At 38.0% G+C, this 17730-nt stretch carries 17 protein-coding genes, 1 pseudogene and 1 riboswitch; of the genes and pseudogenes, 4 read left to right on the top strand and 14 right to left on the bottom strand.

Annotated features, from left to right (window positions below; all coding sequences use genetic code 11):
- Positions 1-80: 80 nt before the first annotated feature.
- The 7 genes and pseudogenes from V179_RS0101140 to V179_RS30920 form a co-directional block, all read right to left on the bottom strand.
- Positions 81-1082 carry a LacI family DNA-binding transcriptional regulator gene (locus V179_RS0101140; protein WP_028389895.1) on the bottom strand — a complete coding sequence of 334 codons (1002 nt, stop codon included), beginning with the start codon at positions 1080-1082 and terminating at the stop codon, positions 81-83.
- A 74-nt stretch (positions 1083-1156) separates the two neighbouring features.
- A complete protein-coding gene (uxaC, locus tag V179_RS0101135) occupies positions 1157-2572 on the bottom strand; it encodes a glucuronate isomerase (protein WP_028389894.1) in 1416 nt (471 codons plus the stop codon).
- A gap of 198 nt (positions 2573-2770) precedes the next feature.
- The gene (locus tag V179_RS0101130) at positions 2771-3694 is read right to left on the bottom strand and encodes a CPBP family intramembrane glutamic endopeptidase (protein ID WP_161632332.1); all 924 of its coding nucleotides are present in this window, start codon (positions 3692-3694) and stop codon (positions 2771-2773) included.
- Between the two features lie 547 nt (positions 3695-4241).
- A complete protein-coding gene (ribH, locus tag V179_RS0101125; protein WP_028389892.1) occupies positions 4242-4712 on the bottom strand; it encodes a 6,7-dimethyl-8-ribityllumazine synthase in 471 nt (156 codons plus the stop codon).
- Positions 4713-4758: 46 nt separating this feature from the next.
- Positions 4759-5376: pseudogene (ribB, locus tag V179_RS26795) on the bottom strand (3,4-dihydroxy-2-butanone-4-phosphate synthase); the annotation flags it as partial.
- 17 nt (positions 5377-5393) lie between these two features.
- The gene (gene ribE, locus V179_RS0101115) at positions 5394-6032 is read right to left on the bottom strand and encodes a riboflavin synthase (RefSeq protein WP_028389891.1); all 639 of its coding nucleotides are present in this window, start codon (positions 6030-6032) and stop codon (positions 5394-5396) included.
- A gap of 172 nt (positions 6033-6204) precedes the next feature.
- Positions 6205-6336, bottom strand: a riboswitch (FMN riboswitch).
- A gap of 175 nt (positions 6337-6511) precedes the next feature.
- Positions 6512-6658 (bottom strand): hypothetical protein, encoded by a 147-nt coding sequence (locus tag V179_RS30920; RefSeq protein WP_154663982.1) that lies wholly within the window; start codon positions 6656-6658, stop codon positions 6512-6514.
- A 167-nt stretch (positions 6659-6825) separates the two neighbouring features.
- Between V179_RS30920 and V179_RS0101110 the strand changes: the two genes are divergently transcribed.
- The gene (locus V179_RS0101110; RefSeq protein ID WP_051404784.1) at positions 6826-7455 is read left to right on the top strand and encodes a hypothetical protein; all 630 of its coding nucleotides are present in this window, start codon (positions 6826-6828) and stop codon (positions 7453-7455) included.
- Between the two features lie 152 nt (positions 7456-7607).
- Here V179_RS0101110 and megL read toward each other — a convergent pair whose 3' ends face one another.
- Together megL and V179_RS0101100 are read right to left on the bottom strand one after the other, a co-directional pair.
- A complete protein-coding gene (gene megL / locus V179_RS0101105; RefSeq protein WP_028389889.1) occupies positions 7608-8798 on the bottom strand; it encodes a methionine gamma-lyase in 1191 nt (396 codons plus the stop codon).
- Between the two features lie 153 nt (positions 8799-8951).
- Positions 8952-9557, bottom strand: coding sequence for an NADPH-dependent FMN reductase (locus V179_RS0101100; protein ID WP_028389888.1), 606 nt, complete (start codon positions 9555-9557; stop codon positions 8952-8954).
- Positions 9558-10111: 554 nt separating this feature from the next.
- Here V179_RS0101100 and V179_RS0101095 point away from each other — a divergent pair.
- Entirely contained in the window at positions 10112-10516 is a 405-nt protein-coding gene (locus V179_RS0101095) for a hypothetical protein (RefSeq protein ID WP_028389887.1), read from the top strand.
- 139 nt (positions 10517-10655) lie between these two features.
- Here the strand turns inward: V179_RS0101095 and V179_RS0101090 are convergent, their stop codons facing one another.
- Both V179_RS0101090 and V179_RS0101085 read right to left on the bottom strand, forming a co-directional pair.
- Entirely contained in the window at positions 10656-11795 is a 1140-nt protein-coding gene (locus V179_RS0101090) for a DEAD/DEAH box helicase (protein WP_028389886.1), read from the bottom strand.
- A gap of 252 nt (positions 11796-12047) precedes the next feature.
- Complete coding sequence (locus V179_RS0101085; protein ID WP_028389885.1) at positions 12048-13334, bottom strand: ATP-binding protein; 1287 nt, start codon at positions 13332-13334, stop codon at positions 12048-12050.
- 704 nt (positions 13335-14038) lie between these two features.
- Here V179_RS0101085 and V179_RS0101080 point away from each other — a divergent pair.
- Positions 14039-14497, top strand: a complete 459-nt coding sequence (locus V179_RS0101080; protein WP_028389884.1) for a VOC family protein — start codon at positions 14039-14041, stop codon at positions 14495-14497.
- A 156-nt stretch (positions 14498-14653) separates the two neighbouring features.
- Here V179_RS0101080 and V179_RS0101075 read toward each other — a convergent pair whose 3' ends face one another.
- From V179_RS0101075 to V179_RS0101065, 3 genes are read right to left on the bottom strand one after another with little or no spacing between them, the layout of a single operon-like run.
- Positions 14654-15724, bottom strand: coding sequence for an LLM class flavin-dependent oxidoreductase (locus V179_RS0101075; protein WP_028389883.1), 1071 nt, complete (start codon positions 15722-15724; stop codon positions 14654-14656).
- Between the two features lie 21 nt (positions 15725-15745).
- The gene (locus V179_RS0101070; RefSeq protein WP_028389882.1) at positions 15746-16591 is read right to left on the bottom strand and encodes a VOC family protein; all 846 of its coding nucleotides are present in this window, start codon (positions 16589-16591) and stop codon (positions 15746-15748) included.
- Positions 16592-16595: 4 nt separating this feature from the next.
- Entirely contained in the window at positions 16596-17003 is a 408-nt protein-coding gene (locus V179_RS0101065; protein ID WP_028389881.1) for a DoxX family protein, read from the bottom strand.
- A gap of 144 nt (positions 17004-17147) precedes the next feature.
- Here V179_RS0101065 and V179_RS0101060 point away from each other — a divergent pair, with 144 nt between their 5' ends.
- The gene (locus V179_RS0101060; protein WP_028389880.1) at positions 17148-17474 is read left to right on the top strand and encodes a winged helix-turn-helix transcriptional regulator; all 327 of its coding nucleotides are present in this window, start codon (positions 17148-17150) and stop codon (positions 17472-17474) included.
- Positions 17475-17730: the final 256 nt, after the last annotated feature.

Genomic DNA, 17730 nt, shown 5'->3' with positions numbered 1-17730 from the left:
TTTCCCCCTTTATTTGCACACGTTAACATTTTAATTTTAAAGAACTCGCATCCCGATAATCTTGTTCGGGGATGAGTTCTTTAATAAATTAGCTTTTGTGCGGAATCCCGGATTTTCAATTCCGTTTCCACTAGTATGCGCTCGACTGGCAAATCGGGCCTCTCCATTAGCAGTAATAGTTTCTCTGCACCTTGCATACTGATTTTTTCAATTGGCCTTTTGACCGTCGTTAATCTTGGATTTGTATACTGTGAAAATCCAATATCGTCGAAGCCAACTACTGAAATATCCACTGGAATAGATAATCTATGAGCATACGCCGCATTCATCGCTCCAATTGCCATATCGTCATTGGAACAAAACACGGCACTAGGCGGTTTTTCTAAAGAAAGTAGGGACTCCATCGCTTCATATCCACTCGCCATATCGTACTTCCCTTTACAGATATAATCGTTCTTGATAGAAATCTGGCCATCGATCATTGCCTGAATATATCCTTCTTTTCTTTCTTTAGTCGATTGAAAGCCCTCTATTCCTTCAATGATTGCAATATCGCGATGGCCCTCATTAATTAAATAGGTAACGGCTTCATAAGCACCGATCCGATCATCTGATAAGATGTTATGAATCAACGTTTCATTCATTTCGCGGTTTAAGACGACTAATGGAATTTTTTGATTCAAGATATGATAGATGAATATATGGTCTTCATCAGATTGACTCATGAGGATAATGCCGTCAAAACGATGGTTCGTTATAGAAGAATAGTCTTTATAGTCGTCAATCCCTCGAACAAACAAGTTATATTCTCCACTAATCACACGGTTTACTCCTCTTACTGTATCTGAGAAAAAACTAGGAGAAGTTCCCTTTTCGATACTTGTGAAAAAAAGGCCAATCGTGTGTGACTTTTGTAAGACGAGACTTTTCGCATTATAATTCGGTGAATAGTTTAATTGATTCGCAAGGTCAATAATTTTCTTCTTTGTATCCTCTTTAATTAAAGGACTGTTATTTAAGGCGCGCGAAACCGTTGTATGAGATACATTTGCTAGTTTTGCAATATCTTTAATCGTTACCATTTCATTCATCCTTTAAGACCGTATAATTTATTTAGCATAAGAATAACTGATACGCAGATTCATCCAACACTCTGCTATTCTGACGGATTATCAAAACCAAAGTATTCTTGAGCATTTTTATAGACAATTCCTTTGATGATTTTTTCTAATAACTCTTTGTCATAGGGAACTTCCCCATTTTCGACCCATTCGCCAATCAAATTACAAACAAGTCTTCTGAAATATTCATGTCTTGGATAAGAGAGGAAACTACGGGAATCTGTCAGCATCCCAAGAAAACGGCTCAGCAGTCCTACATTTGCCAATGTTTTCATTTGATCCATCATTCCATCCTTATGATCATTAAACCACCAAGCCGTTCCAAATTGGATTTTTCCAGGAGTTACACCGTCTTGAAAACTATTGATCATGCTGGCAATCACGTAATTATCATTAGGATTTAATGAATATAGGATTGTTTTTGGCAAAGCATTCATTTTATCAAGACCATCCAATAAGCGTACGAGTGGTTTAGCAATTTGCCCATCATTCATCGAATCGTATCCTGTATCTGGTCCAAGTCTCTCAAACATTTTCGTATTATTATTTCGCAAGGCATTGATGTGCAGCTGCATTGCCCAGCCTAATTCTTCGTACAAATTCCCAAGGAAACTTAATGTATACGTTTTATACTTGCCTTCTTCTTCAGATGTGATTTCCTTTCCTGATCGTTTGGATGCAAAAATTTCCGCTGCTTCTTCTTGCGTCGTTTCTTCATACATCATGACGTCAATCGCATGGTCGGAAACTCGGCCACCAATCGAGTGAAAGTAGCGGACACGAGACTCCAAAGCTTGAAGAAAATCTTCGTATGTTTCAATTGAAAGGTTTGCAACCTCTGCCAATTTCTCCACCCATGGCAAGAAAGTTTCCCGATTGATTTCAAGCCCTTTATCAGGACGAAAGCTAGGTAAAACGCTTACGTTAAATTCATTCTCCTCAGCTAACTGTACATGATATTCCAATGAGTCCGTTGGGTCATCTGTCGTACAGATCACTTGAACATTTGATTTTAGAATTAGATCCCTAGCGCCAAAGTTCTCACTGTTTAATTGAGCATTTACTTCTTCCCAAATTTTTGGAGCCGTTTTTTCATCTAAAATATCATATATCCCGAAGAATCGTTGAAGTTCAAGATGCGTCCAATTGTATAGAGGGTTGCCAATCGTCATCGGAACAGTTTTCGCCCAAGCTATGAATTTATCATAATCACTTGCATTTCCAGTCACAAATTCTTCATCGATTCCATTCGCCCGCATAACCCGCCATTTATAATGATCGCCGTATAGCCAAGCTTCAGTTATGTTTTTAAATTTCTTATTTTCAAAGATTTCTTTAGGATTCAAATGGCAATGATAATCAATAATTGGCATATTCTTCGCATAGTCATTATACAATGTAAGCGCTGTCTTGTTGTTTAATAAAAAATCTTCACCCATAAAAAGTTTCATATCTTCACCAGCTTTCAGTTTTTTTGACCTATAAATGTTAACGTTAACATTGTTATTCTATACCAAATTTTATGATAATTCAATTTATTCATCCCAATCGCGCTTTCAGTTATTACATAATGCCTTGAAAGTATTTTGACTGACGTAAACAATAGGGGCAAAAAAAGACCATTTTTCTAGACTTTTCTCGCCCATCGTTTAAATTGCGTTTGGCTTGAATCTCTTCACTACTATTATATAAAAAACAAGAAACAGAAGGCCATCCAATACTAAGGAAATGGCCGGTTCATTGTGCACCACAGTGGTAAGTGAAGGAACACTCCCACCTACAGATTGTGGATCACCGATAAACCAGAAAAGAAACATATTATTTGCTGCATGTGCACCAATGGACAGCTCGGAGCTTCCCATTTTCACAGCAAGAAACGTCAGCATAAACCCGACTAATAGATAATCAAGCCCTACCCAAATAGCTGAACGCTCCATTTCCGGATTAAAAAAATGCAACGATCCGAAAACGATTGCCATGATGACTCCTAGTACAATAGGGTTGATCACAATCTTTCCAATCCACTGCAAGAGAAATCCCCTAAAGATTAACTCCTCAACTGTCGTTTGAATAGGAGTTAACAATAAAACAACAAAAAATAGGAATAAAAATTTCCCTAATTCAAATTCATTCCATGCAAAATGTTCAGGGAAAATTAAGAGATAAACGAGCTCTAATAGCATCATTAAACCAAAATAGATTGTAAAGCTACCGAAGATTTGCTTCCAATTGATTCGATCATTGGCAGTAATCAGCGTCTTCAGTTTCCGTTTATGTACAAACCGGATTGAAAGCCAAATCCCTAGCATCCAAATGACGTACGTTAGATTCATAAACAATAAATCGAGCGTTGGGTCCATACCAACAAACTCGCCCGATGTATTATCAAAAACGATGCCATCTCCGTTTAGAAGGCCTGTGACCACACTCAATATGCCATATAGAAGACTCCCTGCAATAAGAGAAACCAATATAATAAGCGATGATAGCAAGTATCTTTTCCATCCGTTTTCCCCTGGAAGATCAAATAGATAATGTTTAATATGGATTCCCCCCACTAATGATATTTCCATACCCTTAATATACCATTTCATCTTATTAAATGAGATGAATATTTTGTAAATATTGTACATATCCCAAAAGTCTAAGCTAATCACATAAATTAGATCGACGCTTGACTAACTATCAAAATGTGCGTAATGCCCAGTCATCAATCAGCTCCGGCTCGCAAATCGCAAATCTCGCGCGAAAAGGGATCATTCCCGCGCGAAAACTATCGATACTGGCACGCAATCAGGACAATCTGGCTCACAAATTTGATTTTCAGATCGCAATGCTCGATAAGGAGGTTTTTTGCACCAACCTTGGTGCATTGGTAAACTATTTTTTTTCAGTGTAATCCTGCTTCTAGCAGCATCTCTTTTCCACAAAATATAATCCCGACATGTAAATTGCAAATCTCATAATTGCGTTGGAATCGGAATTTATATGTCACTCTTGTTCAAAGCACGAAAAAAGGAGCCCATAGGCTCCTTTTTCCCTCAGATTCTAATACATATTTAAATCAGCAAATTAGCCGATATGTAACAGAACAATCCGTCAATCAATTATACGTATTCCTTATTTTCCGATTAAAGTAGATAAGTTCGCCATTTCAATCGCTGAAACAGCTGATTCATAACCTTTGTTTCCTGCTTTTGTACCAGCGCGTTCAATCGCTTGCTCAATATTTTCTGTAGTAAGTAGACCGAAAATCACAGGCGTTCCAGATTCAAGTCCGACAGCCGCCATGCCTTTCGCTGCTTCATTACATACATAATCATAATGTGAGGTTGCACCGCGAATGACCGTACCTAGCCCAATTACAGCGTCATATTGTTTGGTTTGCACTAATTTTTTTGTAATCAACGGAATTTCAAATGCCCCTGGTACCCAAGCGATGTCAATATCATCCTCACTAACCCCATGGCGTTTAAGTCCATCCACTGCACCGGAAAGTAATTTTCCTGTGATGAATTCATTGAACCTGCCGACAACAATCCCTACTTTTAACCCTGTTCCGATTACTTGTGCTTCAAAATTTTTCCCCATTATAATTCCTCCTAAAAATGTTATTTAATTAAGCATGTTCTGGTGTTTCTTTATGTTTTGATTCAAGTTGGTTGCGATAGCGAATTAATTCGGCAATCGTAATAAATGTAAGCTGATGTTCTTCGGCAATGATTTGAAGTTCTGGAACACGCGCCATTGAACCATCTTCATTCATAATTTCACATATAACTCCAGCTGGCTCAGCACCGCATAAACGGGCAAGATCAACGGAAGCTTCTGTGTGTCCTGATCGTTCGAGCACCCCGCCGTCTTTAGCGATAATTGGAAAAACATGTCCAGGGCGTTTAAAGTCATTAGCGGTAGAATCATGATCCAAAAGGGCAAGCATCGTTGTTGAACGTTCAAACGCGCTGATCCCTGTAGTCGTACTTTTGTGATCAATACTAACTGTAAAGGCAGTTCCATGGTAATCTGTATTGTTCTCAACCATTGGGTGCAGGTCTAATTTCTTTGCGAGTTCATTCGTAACCGTCGTGCAAATTAAACCACGACCATATTTCGCCATAAAATTAATGGCGTCAGGCGTTGCCTTTTCTGCCAATACGACAAAATCACCTTCGTTCTCCCGGTCTTCATCATCGACAACAATAATGATTTTCCCAGCCTTCAAATCCTCGATTGCTTCTTCAATTGTTTGAAACATCCTAAACACCGCCTTTATCAGAATCCATTTTCTAAAAGAAAACTTGCTGTTAATCCAGTAGTTTGTCCAGTATTTTTAATTTGTTGAACAATATATTTCCCAATCATATCATTTTCAATATTCACGGCTTCTCCAACGTTTTTTTGTCCTAGAATCGTGTCTTTATATGTTAACGGTATTAGCGAAATTGTGATCTCATTCTTCTCAATCCTAAATATAGTTAGGCTCGTCCCGTCAATAGCTATAGAGCCCTTAGGAATACAATATTGCGCTAATCCTTCTGCCAATTTTATCGTGTAGTAAACCGCATTTTCTTTCTGTTCTTTTTTCATAATCGTACCTGTGCCGTCAATATGGCCTGAGACAAAATGACCGCCAAATCTCCCCTGCGCACTCATCGCCCGCTCTAGATTGACCTTTGCCCCCGGTTTCAACAGCTTGATTGTTGATGCCTTCACGGTTTCTGGCATTACATCCACTGTAAACAGATGATTCGTAAACTCAGTGACAGTCAGACAAACGCCATTGACTGAAATGCTATCTCCTAATTGAACATCTTCAACAATTTTCGGAGATTCAATCGTAATGGCCATACTTTGGATCCCTCTTTTTAAAGATTGGACCGTTCCGACATCTTCGATAATTCCAGTAAACATGTTTTCACCCTCTTTCTCATTTTGATGTTTCGACAAAAAAATGTACAAATAGCCCCCTAGGGACGACCTAAGGAGCTAAAGGGAGATTATGGATTTATCATATAGCCAAATAAGCCTTTCATTTTGAATTTTTCAAAATAAAGGGTTCACTATTGCCATTTAATGAGTTCCATATGTCCTTCTCCCATCCAGACTTTACTGTCGGCCTTGGAATTTCACCAAGTCCTGCCTTTTTACAGGCTCGCGGGCTTAGAATTTCTTCATCACCGCCGGTTGGGATTTACACCCGACCCCGAAGGACAAACATATTTAGCGGAATAGTTCCGCTTCATTTAAAAAGTGCGATAACACACTTTCATTACATTATACTAGCTAAACATAGATTTGTGTAAATTTTTGCTCATAATTTGTGATTTTTTGCATTTTCCATCCCATCTATGATTCCCTATTTTTTGCAATCATATTGTCATTCTAGGAAATTAATAACGCTTTTCTTCCGTTTCAGTTATGTTTTCTTCTCTTAGTGAGGTCAAATCATACAGACTGGCTATGAGTTCCAGTCCAGTATCAGTACTTGTGATAAACACTTTTGCAGATCCAATAGCGGTTATGACTGTCCCCGTCACAAAAAAACCCGCTCCAGTAATAATTAGATCTTCGCCTTGTTTAGGATAATGTATTCCACACTTGTGGAATATTACACTGTATTAGCAATTTATAGCTTGAACAGATGGTAGTATCTGACTCCTTTTGGTATCTTAAATAGTAAGTAAACAGTGAGAGAGGGGAATATATGAGTATTATTGACAAACTAGCATCCACAATGAACAGAAATGACGAAGTTCCAAATATAGAATTAGCCCATGAATTAGTTGAAAATAATAACCTAGATGGAATTAAAGAGGTGATTGAAAACCTGTCCAACAAAGATAAAAAGATCCAAAATGATTGTATAAAGGTCGCATATGAAATAGGCGTGTGTAAACCTGAGTTAATCAGTCCATATGCACTAAACTTTGTCCAATTATTAAAAAGCAGGAACAATCGGTTAGTATGGGGTGGCATGACTGCATTATCTACCATTGCAGAAATTTCTACTGATATGATCATGGATCATATTGAAACTATTTTCCAAACGATAAAAAATGGATCAGTCATTACGATAGACAAGGGCATTTTGACTTTATCAAAGCTTGCTGCAACGGATCCAATCTGTAGTGAAAAAATCTTTCCTTTTCTCCTGCAGCATTTGCAAACATGTTTGCCCAAGCAGATCCCCCAGCATGCAGAAAGTACATTATTAGCTGTGACAGCCGAAAATAAGAAAGATTTCATAGGGGTATTATCTGAAAGAGAAGAATTTTTAACTCCGCCACAGTTGAAAAGAGTGAAAAAAATTTATCACACTCTTAACAGGCAGTAAAAGCCCGATTCGTGAGATACAGTGAAACTTACTGAGTGTTATGCAGGGCATTGTTTGAGGCCCTACAGGAATACGTTAGTTTAATATATTTTTTATAGGAGTTATTCTTAGTCATAACCCGAAGAAAGAGGAGGGACATCCTCTTTCTTCTATTAAGCTCCTATCCTGTTCAACGCTTCATTCAAATCTTCCCATAAGTCTTCCCAATTCTCTAAACCTACAGAAAGGCGAATTAGTTGATCTGTAATCCCCATTTTCAAACGGGACTCAACAGGAACAGCCGAATGAGTCATTGTGGCTGGATGTTGAATAAGTGTTTCTGCATCACCTAGGCTAACTGCAATCTTAATTAATTGCAATGAGTTTAACACTTTTTGTGCTGCCTGCTTGTCACCTTTGATTTCAAACGAAATAAGGCCGCCACCGGCTTTCATTTGCTTTTTGGAAATATTGTAGTCAGGATGCTCCGTATCCCCAGGATAATAGACCGCTGCAACACTTGGATGTTGCTTCAGTTTTTTGAAGAGCTTTTCAGCATTAAATGAGTGTCGATCCATTCTGACAGGCAGGGTCTTCAACCCCCGCAGTAAAAGCCATGCATCAAAAGGGGAGATGATACCACCGATATCCTTTTGCGTTGTCATTGCTAGCTTACTAATAAATTCTTGTGTCCCCACGACAAGACCTGCCACTACATCTCCATGGCCGCAAATATACTTCGTTGCACTATGAAGCACGATATTACAGCCTAAAGCTAGCGGCGTCTGCAAATAAGGCGACGAAAAGGTGTTATCTACAACGACTTGAATATGGTGTTTTTTTGCGACTCTTGCAACCATCTCTAAATCAATCATTTTCATCGTTGGATTTATCGGCGTTTCAACATATATGCACGTTGTTTCTGGTCTGATTAATGTCTCTATTTGTTCCTCTGTCAGCATTTCTGAAAAGTCGTGTGTGATATGATATTTTTCTTTCATTAAATGTAGTAATCCGAATGTACAGCCATACAAGCCTTGCGAGCAGATAATATGGTCACCCGCTTTCGTTAGCGCAAGTAATACGGCTGAAACAGCTGCCATCCCTGAACTGAATGCAAGTCCCGCTTCTCCACCTTCTAACATGGCGATGCGTTCTTCCAGAATTTTTACAGTCGGATTGCCAAGCCGAGAATAAATATACCCTTCTTCTTCACCTGCAAATCGTCTCTCACCTTGTTCAGCACTTTCAAAAACGAACGTTGATGTTTGAAAAATAGGAGCTGCGAGACTTCCCATATGCTGCTTCGGCTCGTACCCCTCATGGATTACCATTGTTTCAATATGCTTATACTCTCTCCCCATAACTCTCCTCCTCCTTACTTCTATCATATGCTATTTTCCTCATAATTGTAAGCGTCATCAATTGAAAATGAAACTTACAACTCCTCTAGTCTTAAATTATGCAAACGCAGAAAAGGAGGGGATTTGTCATCCCCTCCTCGTTGTTAACCCTTCTTATTTACGTAAAGTTTTTAATGCACCGCTCCATGCGATAACTTGATCAAGCATAGCATTAACATTATCAAGATGTAGTTCAGCTGGTTTGAAAACACTGCCGTTTTCAAAATCTGTAAATAACGATAATGTCGGATGTACACGAACGTCAGCAATCATTAATTCACCCATGATTCCACGTAAATGTTCGGCTGCACGAGCTCCACCAGTTGAACCATAACTTACAATTCCTGCAGCTTTGTTGTTCCAAGCTTCACGAGCAAAATCAAGGGCATTTTTTAATGCTCCTGTAATACTGTGATTGTATTCTTGAACAATGAATACGAATCCATCTAGGTTAGCAAGTTTTTCATTCCAAGCTGCAATACCTGGTTCTGTTCCATCAGTTGTTCCTAAAAACGGCAATTGGAAATCAGCAATATCCACGATTTCATATTCTGCATCGCCACGTTTATCAGCAATTCCTTTTACCCATTCTCCTACTTGTGGACTAACGCGTCCTTCACGTGTGCTACCTAAAACAATCCCTATTTTTAACATGTCATTTCCTCCTGTTTCGTTTGTATTATTATTTGATTTCCCAAATAACTTATCGAAAAAACCCACTTCTTTCACCGCCTGAAAATATTTTCAAAAACACTTCAATCTAGGCAATCTTAATTAATCTTAATTAATTTACACCTTGATTTGATTTCTTATTCTATGACTTATAAATCTCGATCCACAACATATTTAATTCAAGATAATATCCCGATATATTGTCAACATATATGACTTTTCATTAAGCCCATCCGAAATTAGAAGTATGTGTTATAGTTTCTTGCTTTTGTCGTAACAATTTTTGAAGTCTTTTTTGTACCACTTATCTGCAGAAAATTACCTAATTTCTTCTAGTCGACTTAAAAAACCTCACACAACAATATCTCGGTTAAAAATATCTCTGATTAAAAATATATACCATCACTTACTTTTTGTCAACAACTAACGTTATTATATTTCATGATTGGCTAATGATTAAACGTATGCAAAAGAATTTGCGTCGCACTTGTCTCAAAAAAATAAATATATTATCTATTCTTAGGCATTAGCCCTGTTCCTTCTTGAACTTCCACATAATGTATTAGGGATTAACCCAGATTTCAAAAGGAGAGTTGCGAAAGATGAATCCATATGGTTACTATCCAGGGTATATTCCACAACGACAGTTTGAATATGCTCCAGAGGAGTATAACTATGTTCCACAACAAAATGCTTATTATTCACAGGATCCGATTAATTCCGAATATCAACAATATGAACAAGAGGACATTGATAGACAGACTCCACTGGAAAGAAGAGTTAGACAACTTGAAAGACAAAATGAACAGCAAGTTCAAGAAATAAACAGACTAAGCCAAGAAATCACTCGCTTGAACAGAGAAATATTACGCATTAACCAAGAAATCATTCGACTAAATCAAAACGACCAACTGCACACACGCCGCCTGAACAGATTAAACCAAAGACTTCGTGCAGTAGAAACTAGATTAAACATTCCATTTGCAGCTTCCGAAGATGGTTTTTAAAACGTGAGATTTTTTTAGTAAAAAAGCAGCGAGAATTCTTGATTCCGCTGCTTTTTCCCCTTCATGGAATTAAGATTGTAAGAGGGTGTATCTAACAATCAGTAAGGGATGAAGCCTTCCTACTGATTGAAATTTCACTTTATTGTTGTGCGTCCACAATTTCTCCACCGTAAAATGTTTTCTTGCTTAATGTAATGTCAAGCTCGCGAGCTATTTTCTTTAACTCTCGCTCTTCTCGCTCTGTGACTATTGAAATGACTGTACCATCTGCTCCAGCTCTTCCTGTACGACCAGAACGGTGAACGTATTGTTCCACGCTTTCTGCCATGTCTGCATGAACAACTGTAGTAAGACCTTTAATATCTAAGCCTCTTGCTGCAACATCTGTTGCTAATAGCAAAGGCATTTTCCCTGAGCGTAAATGCCTTAGCGCTTTTTCTCGATCGACTTTATTTGACTCGCCGTGAAGTACACCGAGCTTGATACCTTTATAATCTAGTTTCTCTTTTAAAACGGTAATCTCGGCGATATCATTTAAAAAAGCGAGCCCTTTTAATCCTTCTAGACGATAGATTTTTTCAAGTATTTTAGCTTTTTCGCGGCGTTCAACAACAAAATAAATATGATCTACCTTAGACTCCATTTTTTCGCTTTTATCGACTCTAACGACTTCAGGTTCGTTCGTTAGATCACGGGCCAACTTCTCAGTCTGTTCTGGAAGAGTGGCAGAAAACATCAGCACTTGGCGATCTTTCATGGTTGTCTTGATAATATTTTGAATCGTCGCCATATGCTCAGGAACTATTAACTGATCACCTTCATCAAGGACGATCGTTTTGACTTCATGCATTTTCAGTTTCTTTTGCATTATTAACTCATATACGCGTCCTGGAGTTCCAACGATGACTTGCGGCCGTTTTTTTAATTTTTCGAGTTGGCGCTTTACATTTGCACCACCGATGAATGAAGCTCCCGTAATTCCGCTTCCTTCTGCCCAAATTCGAACTTCTTCGGCTATTTGCATCACAAGCTCACGAGAAGAAGCCATGATGAGGGCTTGCGGTGTTTTATTCTCAGGATTTATTTTTTCAAGAACAGGCAGTAGATAAGCAAGGGTCTTTCCTGTACCAGTTGGTGATTCAGCAAGGATATCCTTTCCTGCAGTTATCACAGGCACCGCTTTACTTTGAATGGGAGTCGACCGGGAAAATCCAGATTTCTCCCAAGCAGTTTGGATAAATGGTTTCATTGTTTTAATAAATTCAGGTGTGTCAGTCATAATACTCTCCTTTAATATTCAAGCTATCTTAATACCGCATTAACGGGCAGTACCCCCACTTCAAGGCTTAGAGGAATCGTAAGCCCGTAAATGCACGATTGGTGAGATACAGTGAAACTTACCGCTGGGATCTTCAGCGATTTAGTTGAACCTTAGTTCGTACTGTCGAAGCGAAAGCAAAGATCTTAGCAACAGTAGAACGGGACTAACAATCAGTAAAGTGAAGAAAGCCCCAATGATTGAAGTTTCTCTTTATAGTATCATTTGTTCTTCTTCGTTTGCTAATGGAATCCTAACAGTTACAATTGTTCCTTGTCCTTTTTTACTTTCAAAGGTCATTTCTCCGTTGTGGCGGTGAATAATTTTGTGCGAAATGGCAAGACCAAGTCCTGTTCCTTTTTCTTTTGTCGAATAAAAAGGCTGGGCAAGGTATTTCAATCGATCTTCATCAATTCCCTTTCCATTATCCGATACCACGATGATTGCATCTCTTTCTGTTTTATTGATTTCAATTTTAATTTTTCCATCCTTACCTACAGCTTCGATGCTATTCTTTATCAGGTTAATAAATACCTGTTTCAATTGTACATCATCTGCAATAATGTAGATTGGCTCATCTGAAACCTCAATTAAATCCAATTCGAGATTGTCTAGATTCGCCTGGGCTTTCATTAACCACACAACTTTCGATACACATTCACGAACATTATGGAGCCGCAGTGAAATCTCTTGTTTTTTTCCAAGTATTAATAACTCACTTGAAATGATATTAATATGTTCAAGTTCTTCCTCCATAATCTTCAGATAGTAAGGAGCAACTTCCTTATCCGCTTGCATCAATTGTACAAATCCCTTTAATGAAGTTAAAGGATTGCGTATTTCATGAGCTACTGCTGCTGCCAGATGACCTATCACCGTCATTTTTTCTGAGGCAATAAGCATCTCCTCATCATGACGCTGGGACGTAACATCTCTAGCAAGAGCGTATACACCTACAATTTCTTCCGTGATTATTATAGGAAAGAAGGAGCATCTTAGAATTTTCTTCTTTCCATCTGTATGGATAATTGCTTCAAAGTAGGATTTTACTCCTTTTAAAGTTAACAAAAAATACTCTTGAATCTTTTCAACATCTTCAATAAAAATAGCAGAGGCCGGGGACGTACCCCTTACTTCTCTTTCAGTAACACCGAGTATTTTTTCCCCCTCTGGATTTATAGAATTAATATTTCCTTCTAAATCCAACTCGATAACAGCATCCGGATTATGTTTAAAAAGCGAACGATATTGAACATCTTTTCGTTTCAACTCAGTTTCCGAATGTAGTAATTTCTTTCCCCAATAAATGAGCGATACATATAAAACAGTACCAGTCAGGAAAATATACCCCCAGCCCTTTGCTCGTTGAAAGGTTGCATAGGAGTGAAAGTTTTCAGCTGCTATTATTAAAGATATCGAATCAGTACTAATTATCCACAGAATACCAATTAGGACATATATCAACGAAACCATCAAAGCAAATTTTTGAACTTGATTCATTTTATACTCCTTTATACATGTCATACGTGTATGATTTCCCTATTTAGAGTTCCCATTACTTTTAAGAACAAACAAAAGGCCCTCAAGTTGTTAAACACGAGGGCTTTACGATGTATTAGTGTACCATAAGTAATCAGACTTTTCTAGAAAATAACTGATCAAAAACGTGTTGTTCTTATCCAAATCGCTAAAATATATAGTTCTAATCCATTTACGTCCCTCACCATGAAATAGCATGCACTCGCTTCTATCTGACTAGAAAGTTAACCGTGCTATCCAAATAATAAGGTAAATTCATTTATAAAAGGAAAGAAACAGTATATAATTATATAATTCAGTTTATTCAAAAAATAAATATTCATGTTTCGCAAGATGTTTTTATTACACACTTAACTTTCTATTTTAATCATTTAGATTAGAAAATTGATATCGATTTGAAAGTGGCACTTTAACACAGCAAACCTCTACCATTATCATCAGAATATAGTGATGAAGCCATTGCAAAAAACGAGCGTTTTATGAGCCATGATGATCGTAGGGAGCCTTAATGGTTTCTTTTTTTAGAAATAATTTCAAATTGCACACTGCGGGCGGCTCAAGAGCTTCTCCAGAGCATCCACTACGATCCACCTCGCTCGAATTTGTTACTTGCTAAAAACAACACTCTTTACGAAATGGGTCAATAACAAAAAGGAGTGAATATGATGATCAAAGGTCTTTATGAAGCACATCTACCTGTAAGTAATCTTTTGAACTCAATAGAATTTTATAAAAAGTTAGATTTAGAACTTGCTTATCAACATGAAAAATTAGCTTTCTTCTGGATTGAGAAAGGGCATAGCTGGTTAGGTTTGTGGGAAACAGAAAAAGTTGACACACCTTATCATCCCTCTTTAAGACATATTGCATGGCATGTTGATTTAAACGATATCAGAAATGCGAAAGAGTGGCTCGAATCAAAAGGAATACCAATTACCACCACTTTTGGATTTCCTAAAGAGAAACAACCACTTGTCTTGTCACATAAACTGAACGCTCACGCCGCCATTTATTTTGAAGATCCGGATGGCAACTTACTTGAATTAATGGCCCCTTTAAGATTGGATGTTGGGGAAGGCTCTAAAATGATGTCATTAGAAGAGTGGGATGAACATAATAACTGAATACTCTCTTAATTAGAGAAAGTAAAACTTCAATCAGTAAGGGGTATCTCACCCCCTACTGATTGTTTGTGCACCAACGACAAGTTTCCCGCTACGCTTCTTTAATTCCTCTAATCCTTGAGGTGGGGGTTTACTAGCCGTTAAAGGATTTAATGATTATTTACTTAATTCACGTCGGATGACTGGGGCTACTTCCGTTGCTAATCGTTCAATATTTTTGGCAACTTTAGCATATGGGATCCCGCCGATATCCATTTGGGCGATAAATCGTTGATGCCCGAATAACTCATGCTGATAGAGAATTTTTTCAATAATTTGCTGCGAGCTACCAACAAATAATGCCGTGTCTGGACTTGACAATTGTTCAAAATCAGCGCGGGACATTCGTGTATTCATCCCTCGTTGACTATTAACATACTCCCAATAATTTGAATAATAAGGATAGTACTCATCCTTGGCTTGCTCAGTTGTTTCAGCCATAAATGTGTGCCCAGTAACGCCTACCTTTAAGTCAGCCAAATTATGACCTGCTTCGACGCCCACTTTACGGTAAATATCAACTAGCGGTTTGAATCGATTTGGGTCGCCACCGAGAACGGCTAAAGCCATTCCAACACCAAACCTGCCTGCTCTCTCTGCACTCTCAGGAGATCCACCAACACCAACCCAAAGTGGTAGCTGCTTTTGAACAGGTCGTGGTGCAATCTCAGCATCGCGAAGTGCTGAACGGAATCGGCCAGTCCATGAGATTTTCTCTTGTTCATTCAACTTTAAAAACAAATCAATATTCTCTTCGAATAGGTCATCATACTCGTTGACATCATACCCAAAAAGTGGAAAAGATTCTATAAACGCTCCACGTCCCGCGATAACCTCAGCGCGTCCGTTTGATAGCAGATCCAATGTCGAAAAGTCTTCAAATAAGCGAACAGGATCGACTGTGCTTAATACGGTAGTTGCACTGGTCAATTTAATCTTTTTCGTAACTTGGGCAATCGCAGCAAGAACAATCGGCGTAGCTGAGACCGCATAGTCTAAACGATGATGTTCACCCAATCCAAAAATGTCAAGTCCAGCTTCATCAGCAAGTTTTGCTGCTTCTACTATTTCTGTCAAACGCTGTTGGGCGTTGATTACTTTGCCAATATGGGGGTCTGGTACGATATCACCTAGCGTATAGATCCCTATTTCAAAATTAGACTGATTTAATGCATTATCTTCTTTCATCACACGTTCCTCCAAAACAGCTTAAATAACTAAATGAATTTCATTCCCTGATGGATCAGCTGTCACAAATACACCATTTACTTGTGTTACTATAGCACCAATTTGTTGTAACTGTTCAATCACTTTATTTCGTGCTTCTTCATCTGCGAAAACTAGCGTATACCAGTTAAGTCCGACACTGTTTTTCTTAGGAGCTGGAACACCAACACCATTCCATGTATTTAATCCGATATGATGATGATATCCTCCAGTTGACGTAAAGAGAGCCCCTCCAAATCGATTCACAACTGTAAATCCAAGCCCTTTCACATAAAACTCATCCGTTTTTTGAAGATCCGCTACATGTAAATGAATATGTCCCATCAACGTATCAGCCGGCAATCCACTCCACTCGGCATTACTCTCGGCAAGTAAGCTCTCCCCATCTAACGGTTCTGTTGCCATTGCTACTTCTCCATCTGCCCATGTCCATTCAGAAGATGGACGATCCCAGTATATTTCAATGCCGTTCCCGTCTGGATCAGAAATGTACAATGCTTCACTTACATAATGATCAGACGCTCCAAAACGATAGCCCGTTTGAAGTAAATGACGTAAAAAGACCGACAAATCAGCACGAGTAGGTAACAAAAGAGCAAAATGATACAAACCAGATGTACGTCCTTCTTTTGGAATCACATCAGTTGGCTGTTCAAGCGTAAGCAAAGGGGTTTTACCGTCTGTTGTTAAAACTGCTTTCCGGTCAGTTCGTTCCAATACTTGCAAACCGATAATTTCTTGATAAAACGTAATGGCACGTTCCAATTCCATTACATTAATACTAACTTCTCCAACAAACGTAATTGGCTTCTGATGAAATTTTTCCATGTTATTACTTCCCTTCTTCTTTATTAAAAACTTTATTGTCTAATGAGAAACGAGATTGATTTGCAAATGCGAGAAAAATAGCCATAGCAAGCAACGCTAATTCCATTTCATACCCCGCCATTTGACCATTACCAAGAAATCCGAGAGGAAACTTTACTGTAAATATAGCCCCCAACATTATTACAGCAAACAATACGGAAACAATTCGTGTTCCAATACCTAGTATCAACGCAATCCCACCAATTAACTCTATACCTGCAACGAGATAAGCTAAAAAACCTGGGATCCCAATACTATCGAAAAAGCCAACCGTGTTATTTATTCCTCCTTGAAATTTAACAAACCCGTGAATGAAAAAAGTAAGACCTAAAACAATACGTAATATAACTGCACCTGCTTCATTTTTATTCATGTTTTTTATTCTCCTTTATTTTTTAGTTACTTTATGTAAGTAATTATATTTTTATAATAAAGTCTTGTCAAGTAACTTTATATATTTAAATCATATGATATTAAATTGTAATATGGTATATTGTAACTAAAGGAGTGAAAGAGCATGAATCAATCCATTATTTGTCCGCGATTTGAAAAAGCCGTCTCCCTATTAAGTCAACGCTGGACAACCTTGCTTATTTATCAATTATTGAATGGTCCACAACGATTTGGCACCATCCAATCTTCTATAGCAATTAGCGGTAGGGTTTTGTCTGAACGCTTAAAAGAACTCGAACACCAGGGCATAGTAAAGCGAGATGTCATACCAGAAACACCTGTTAGAATTGAATACTCATTAACAGAAAAAGGTTTCTCATTAGAACCGATTTTGAAAGAAATAGAAAATTGGTCTCAAGTGTGGGTAAAAAAAGAGGAATTAGATACCTAAAATTGCATCCATCACCTTTATACAATATGGTACGCTTAAAAATTGGAATCCTTCAGATCTTAGCAAAAAGTGAAAAGCTTCAATAAAGGCATTACCATTAGCATCATCCTTTTTTTGGACATGCTAATGGTAATGCCTTTATAAGCTGTTATGGAATTTTCTTTTTTTTGTGTACCCCTCTTTCACTTTTACGATCAGGAATTGTGTCACAAATACGAATGCTGAGATATGTTATATTAAGTATAATCATTTTGTA

Origin of the sequence: Bacillus cihuensis, from assembly GCF_000504145.1 — a bacterium.
GTDB lineage: Bacteria > Bacillota > Bacilli > Bacillales > DSM-1321 > Peribacillus > Peribacillus huizhouensis.
The sequence above is the reverse complement of the archived record's forward strand: the minus strand, read 5'-3'. Positions and strand labels throughout refer to the sequence as shown.

Coding starts and splice junctions, on each gene's coding strand:
- V179_RS0101140 (WP_028389895.1), bottom strand. CDS start 1,082: ATGGTAACGATTAAAGATATTGCAAAACTAGCAAATGTATCTCATACA.
- uxaC (WP_028389894.1), bottom strand. CDS start 2,572: ATGAAACTTTTTATGGGTGAAGATTTTTTATTAAACAACAAGACAGCG.
- V179_RS0101130 (WP_161632332.1), bottom strand. CDS start 3,694: ATGGAAATATCATTAGTGGGGGGAATCCATATTAAACATTATCTATTT.
- ribH (WP_028389892.1), bottom strand. CDS start 4,712: ATGGGGAAAAATTTTGAAGCACAAGTAATCGGAACAGGGTTAAAAGTA.
- ribE (WP_028389891.1), bottom strand. CDS start 6,032: ATGTTTACTGGAATTATCGAAGATGTCGGAACGGTCCAATCTTTAAAA.
- V179_RS0101110 (WP_051404784.1), top strand. CDS start 6,826: ATGAGTATTATTGACAAACTAGCATCCACAATGAACAGAAATGACGAA.
- megL (WP_028389889.1), bottom strand. CDS start 8,798: ATGGGGAGAGAGTATAAGCATATTGAAACAATGGTAATCCATGAGGGG.
- V179_RS0101095 (WP_028389887.1), top strand. CDS start 10,112: ATGAATCCATATGGTTACTATCCAGGGTATATTCCACAACGACAGTTT.
- V179_RS0101090 (WP_028389886.1), bottom strand. CDS start 11,795: ATGACTGACACACCTGAATTTATTAAAACAATGAAACCATTTATCCAA.
- V179_RS0101085 (WP_028389885.1), bottom strand. CDS start 13,334: ATGAATCAAGTTCAAAAATTTGCTTTGATGGTTTCGTTGATATATGTC.
- V179_RS0101080 (WP_028389884.1), top strand. CDS start 14,039: ATGATCAAAGGTCTTTATGAAGCACATCTACCTGTAAGTAATCTTTTG.
- V179_RS0101075 (WP_028389883.1), bottom strand. CDS start 15,724: ATGAAAGAAGATAATGCATTAAATCAGTCTAATTTTGAAATAGGGATC.
- V179_RS0101070 (WP_028389882.1), bottom strand. CDS start 16,591: ATGGAAAAATTTCATCAGAAGCCAATTACGTTTGTTGGAGAAGTTAGT.
- V179_RS0101065 (WP_028389881.1), bottom strand. CDS start 17,003: ATGAATAAAAATGAAGCAGGTGCAGTTATATTACGTATTGTTTTAGGT.
- V179_RS0101060 (WP_028389880.1), top strand. CDS start 17,148: ATGAATCAATCCATTATTTGTCCGCGATTTGAAAAAGCCGTCTCCCTA.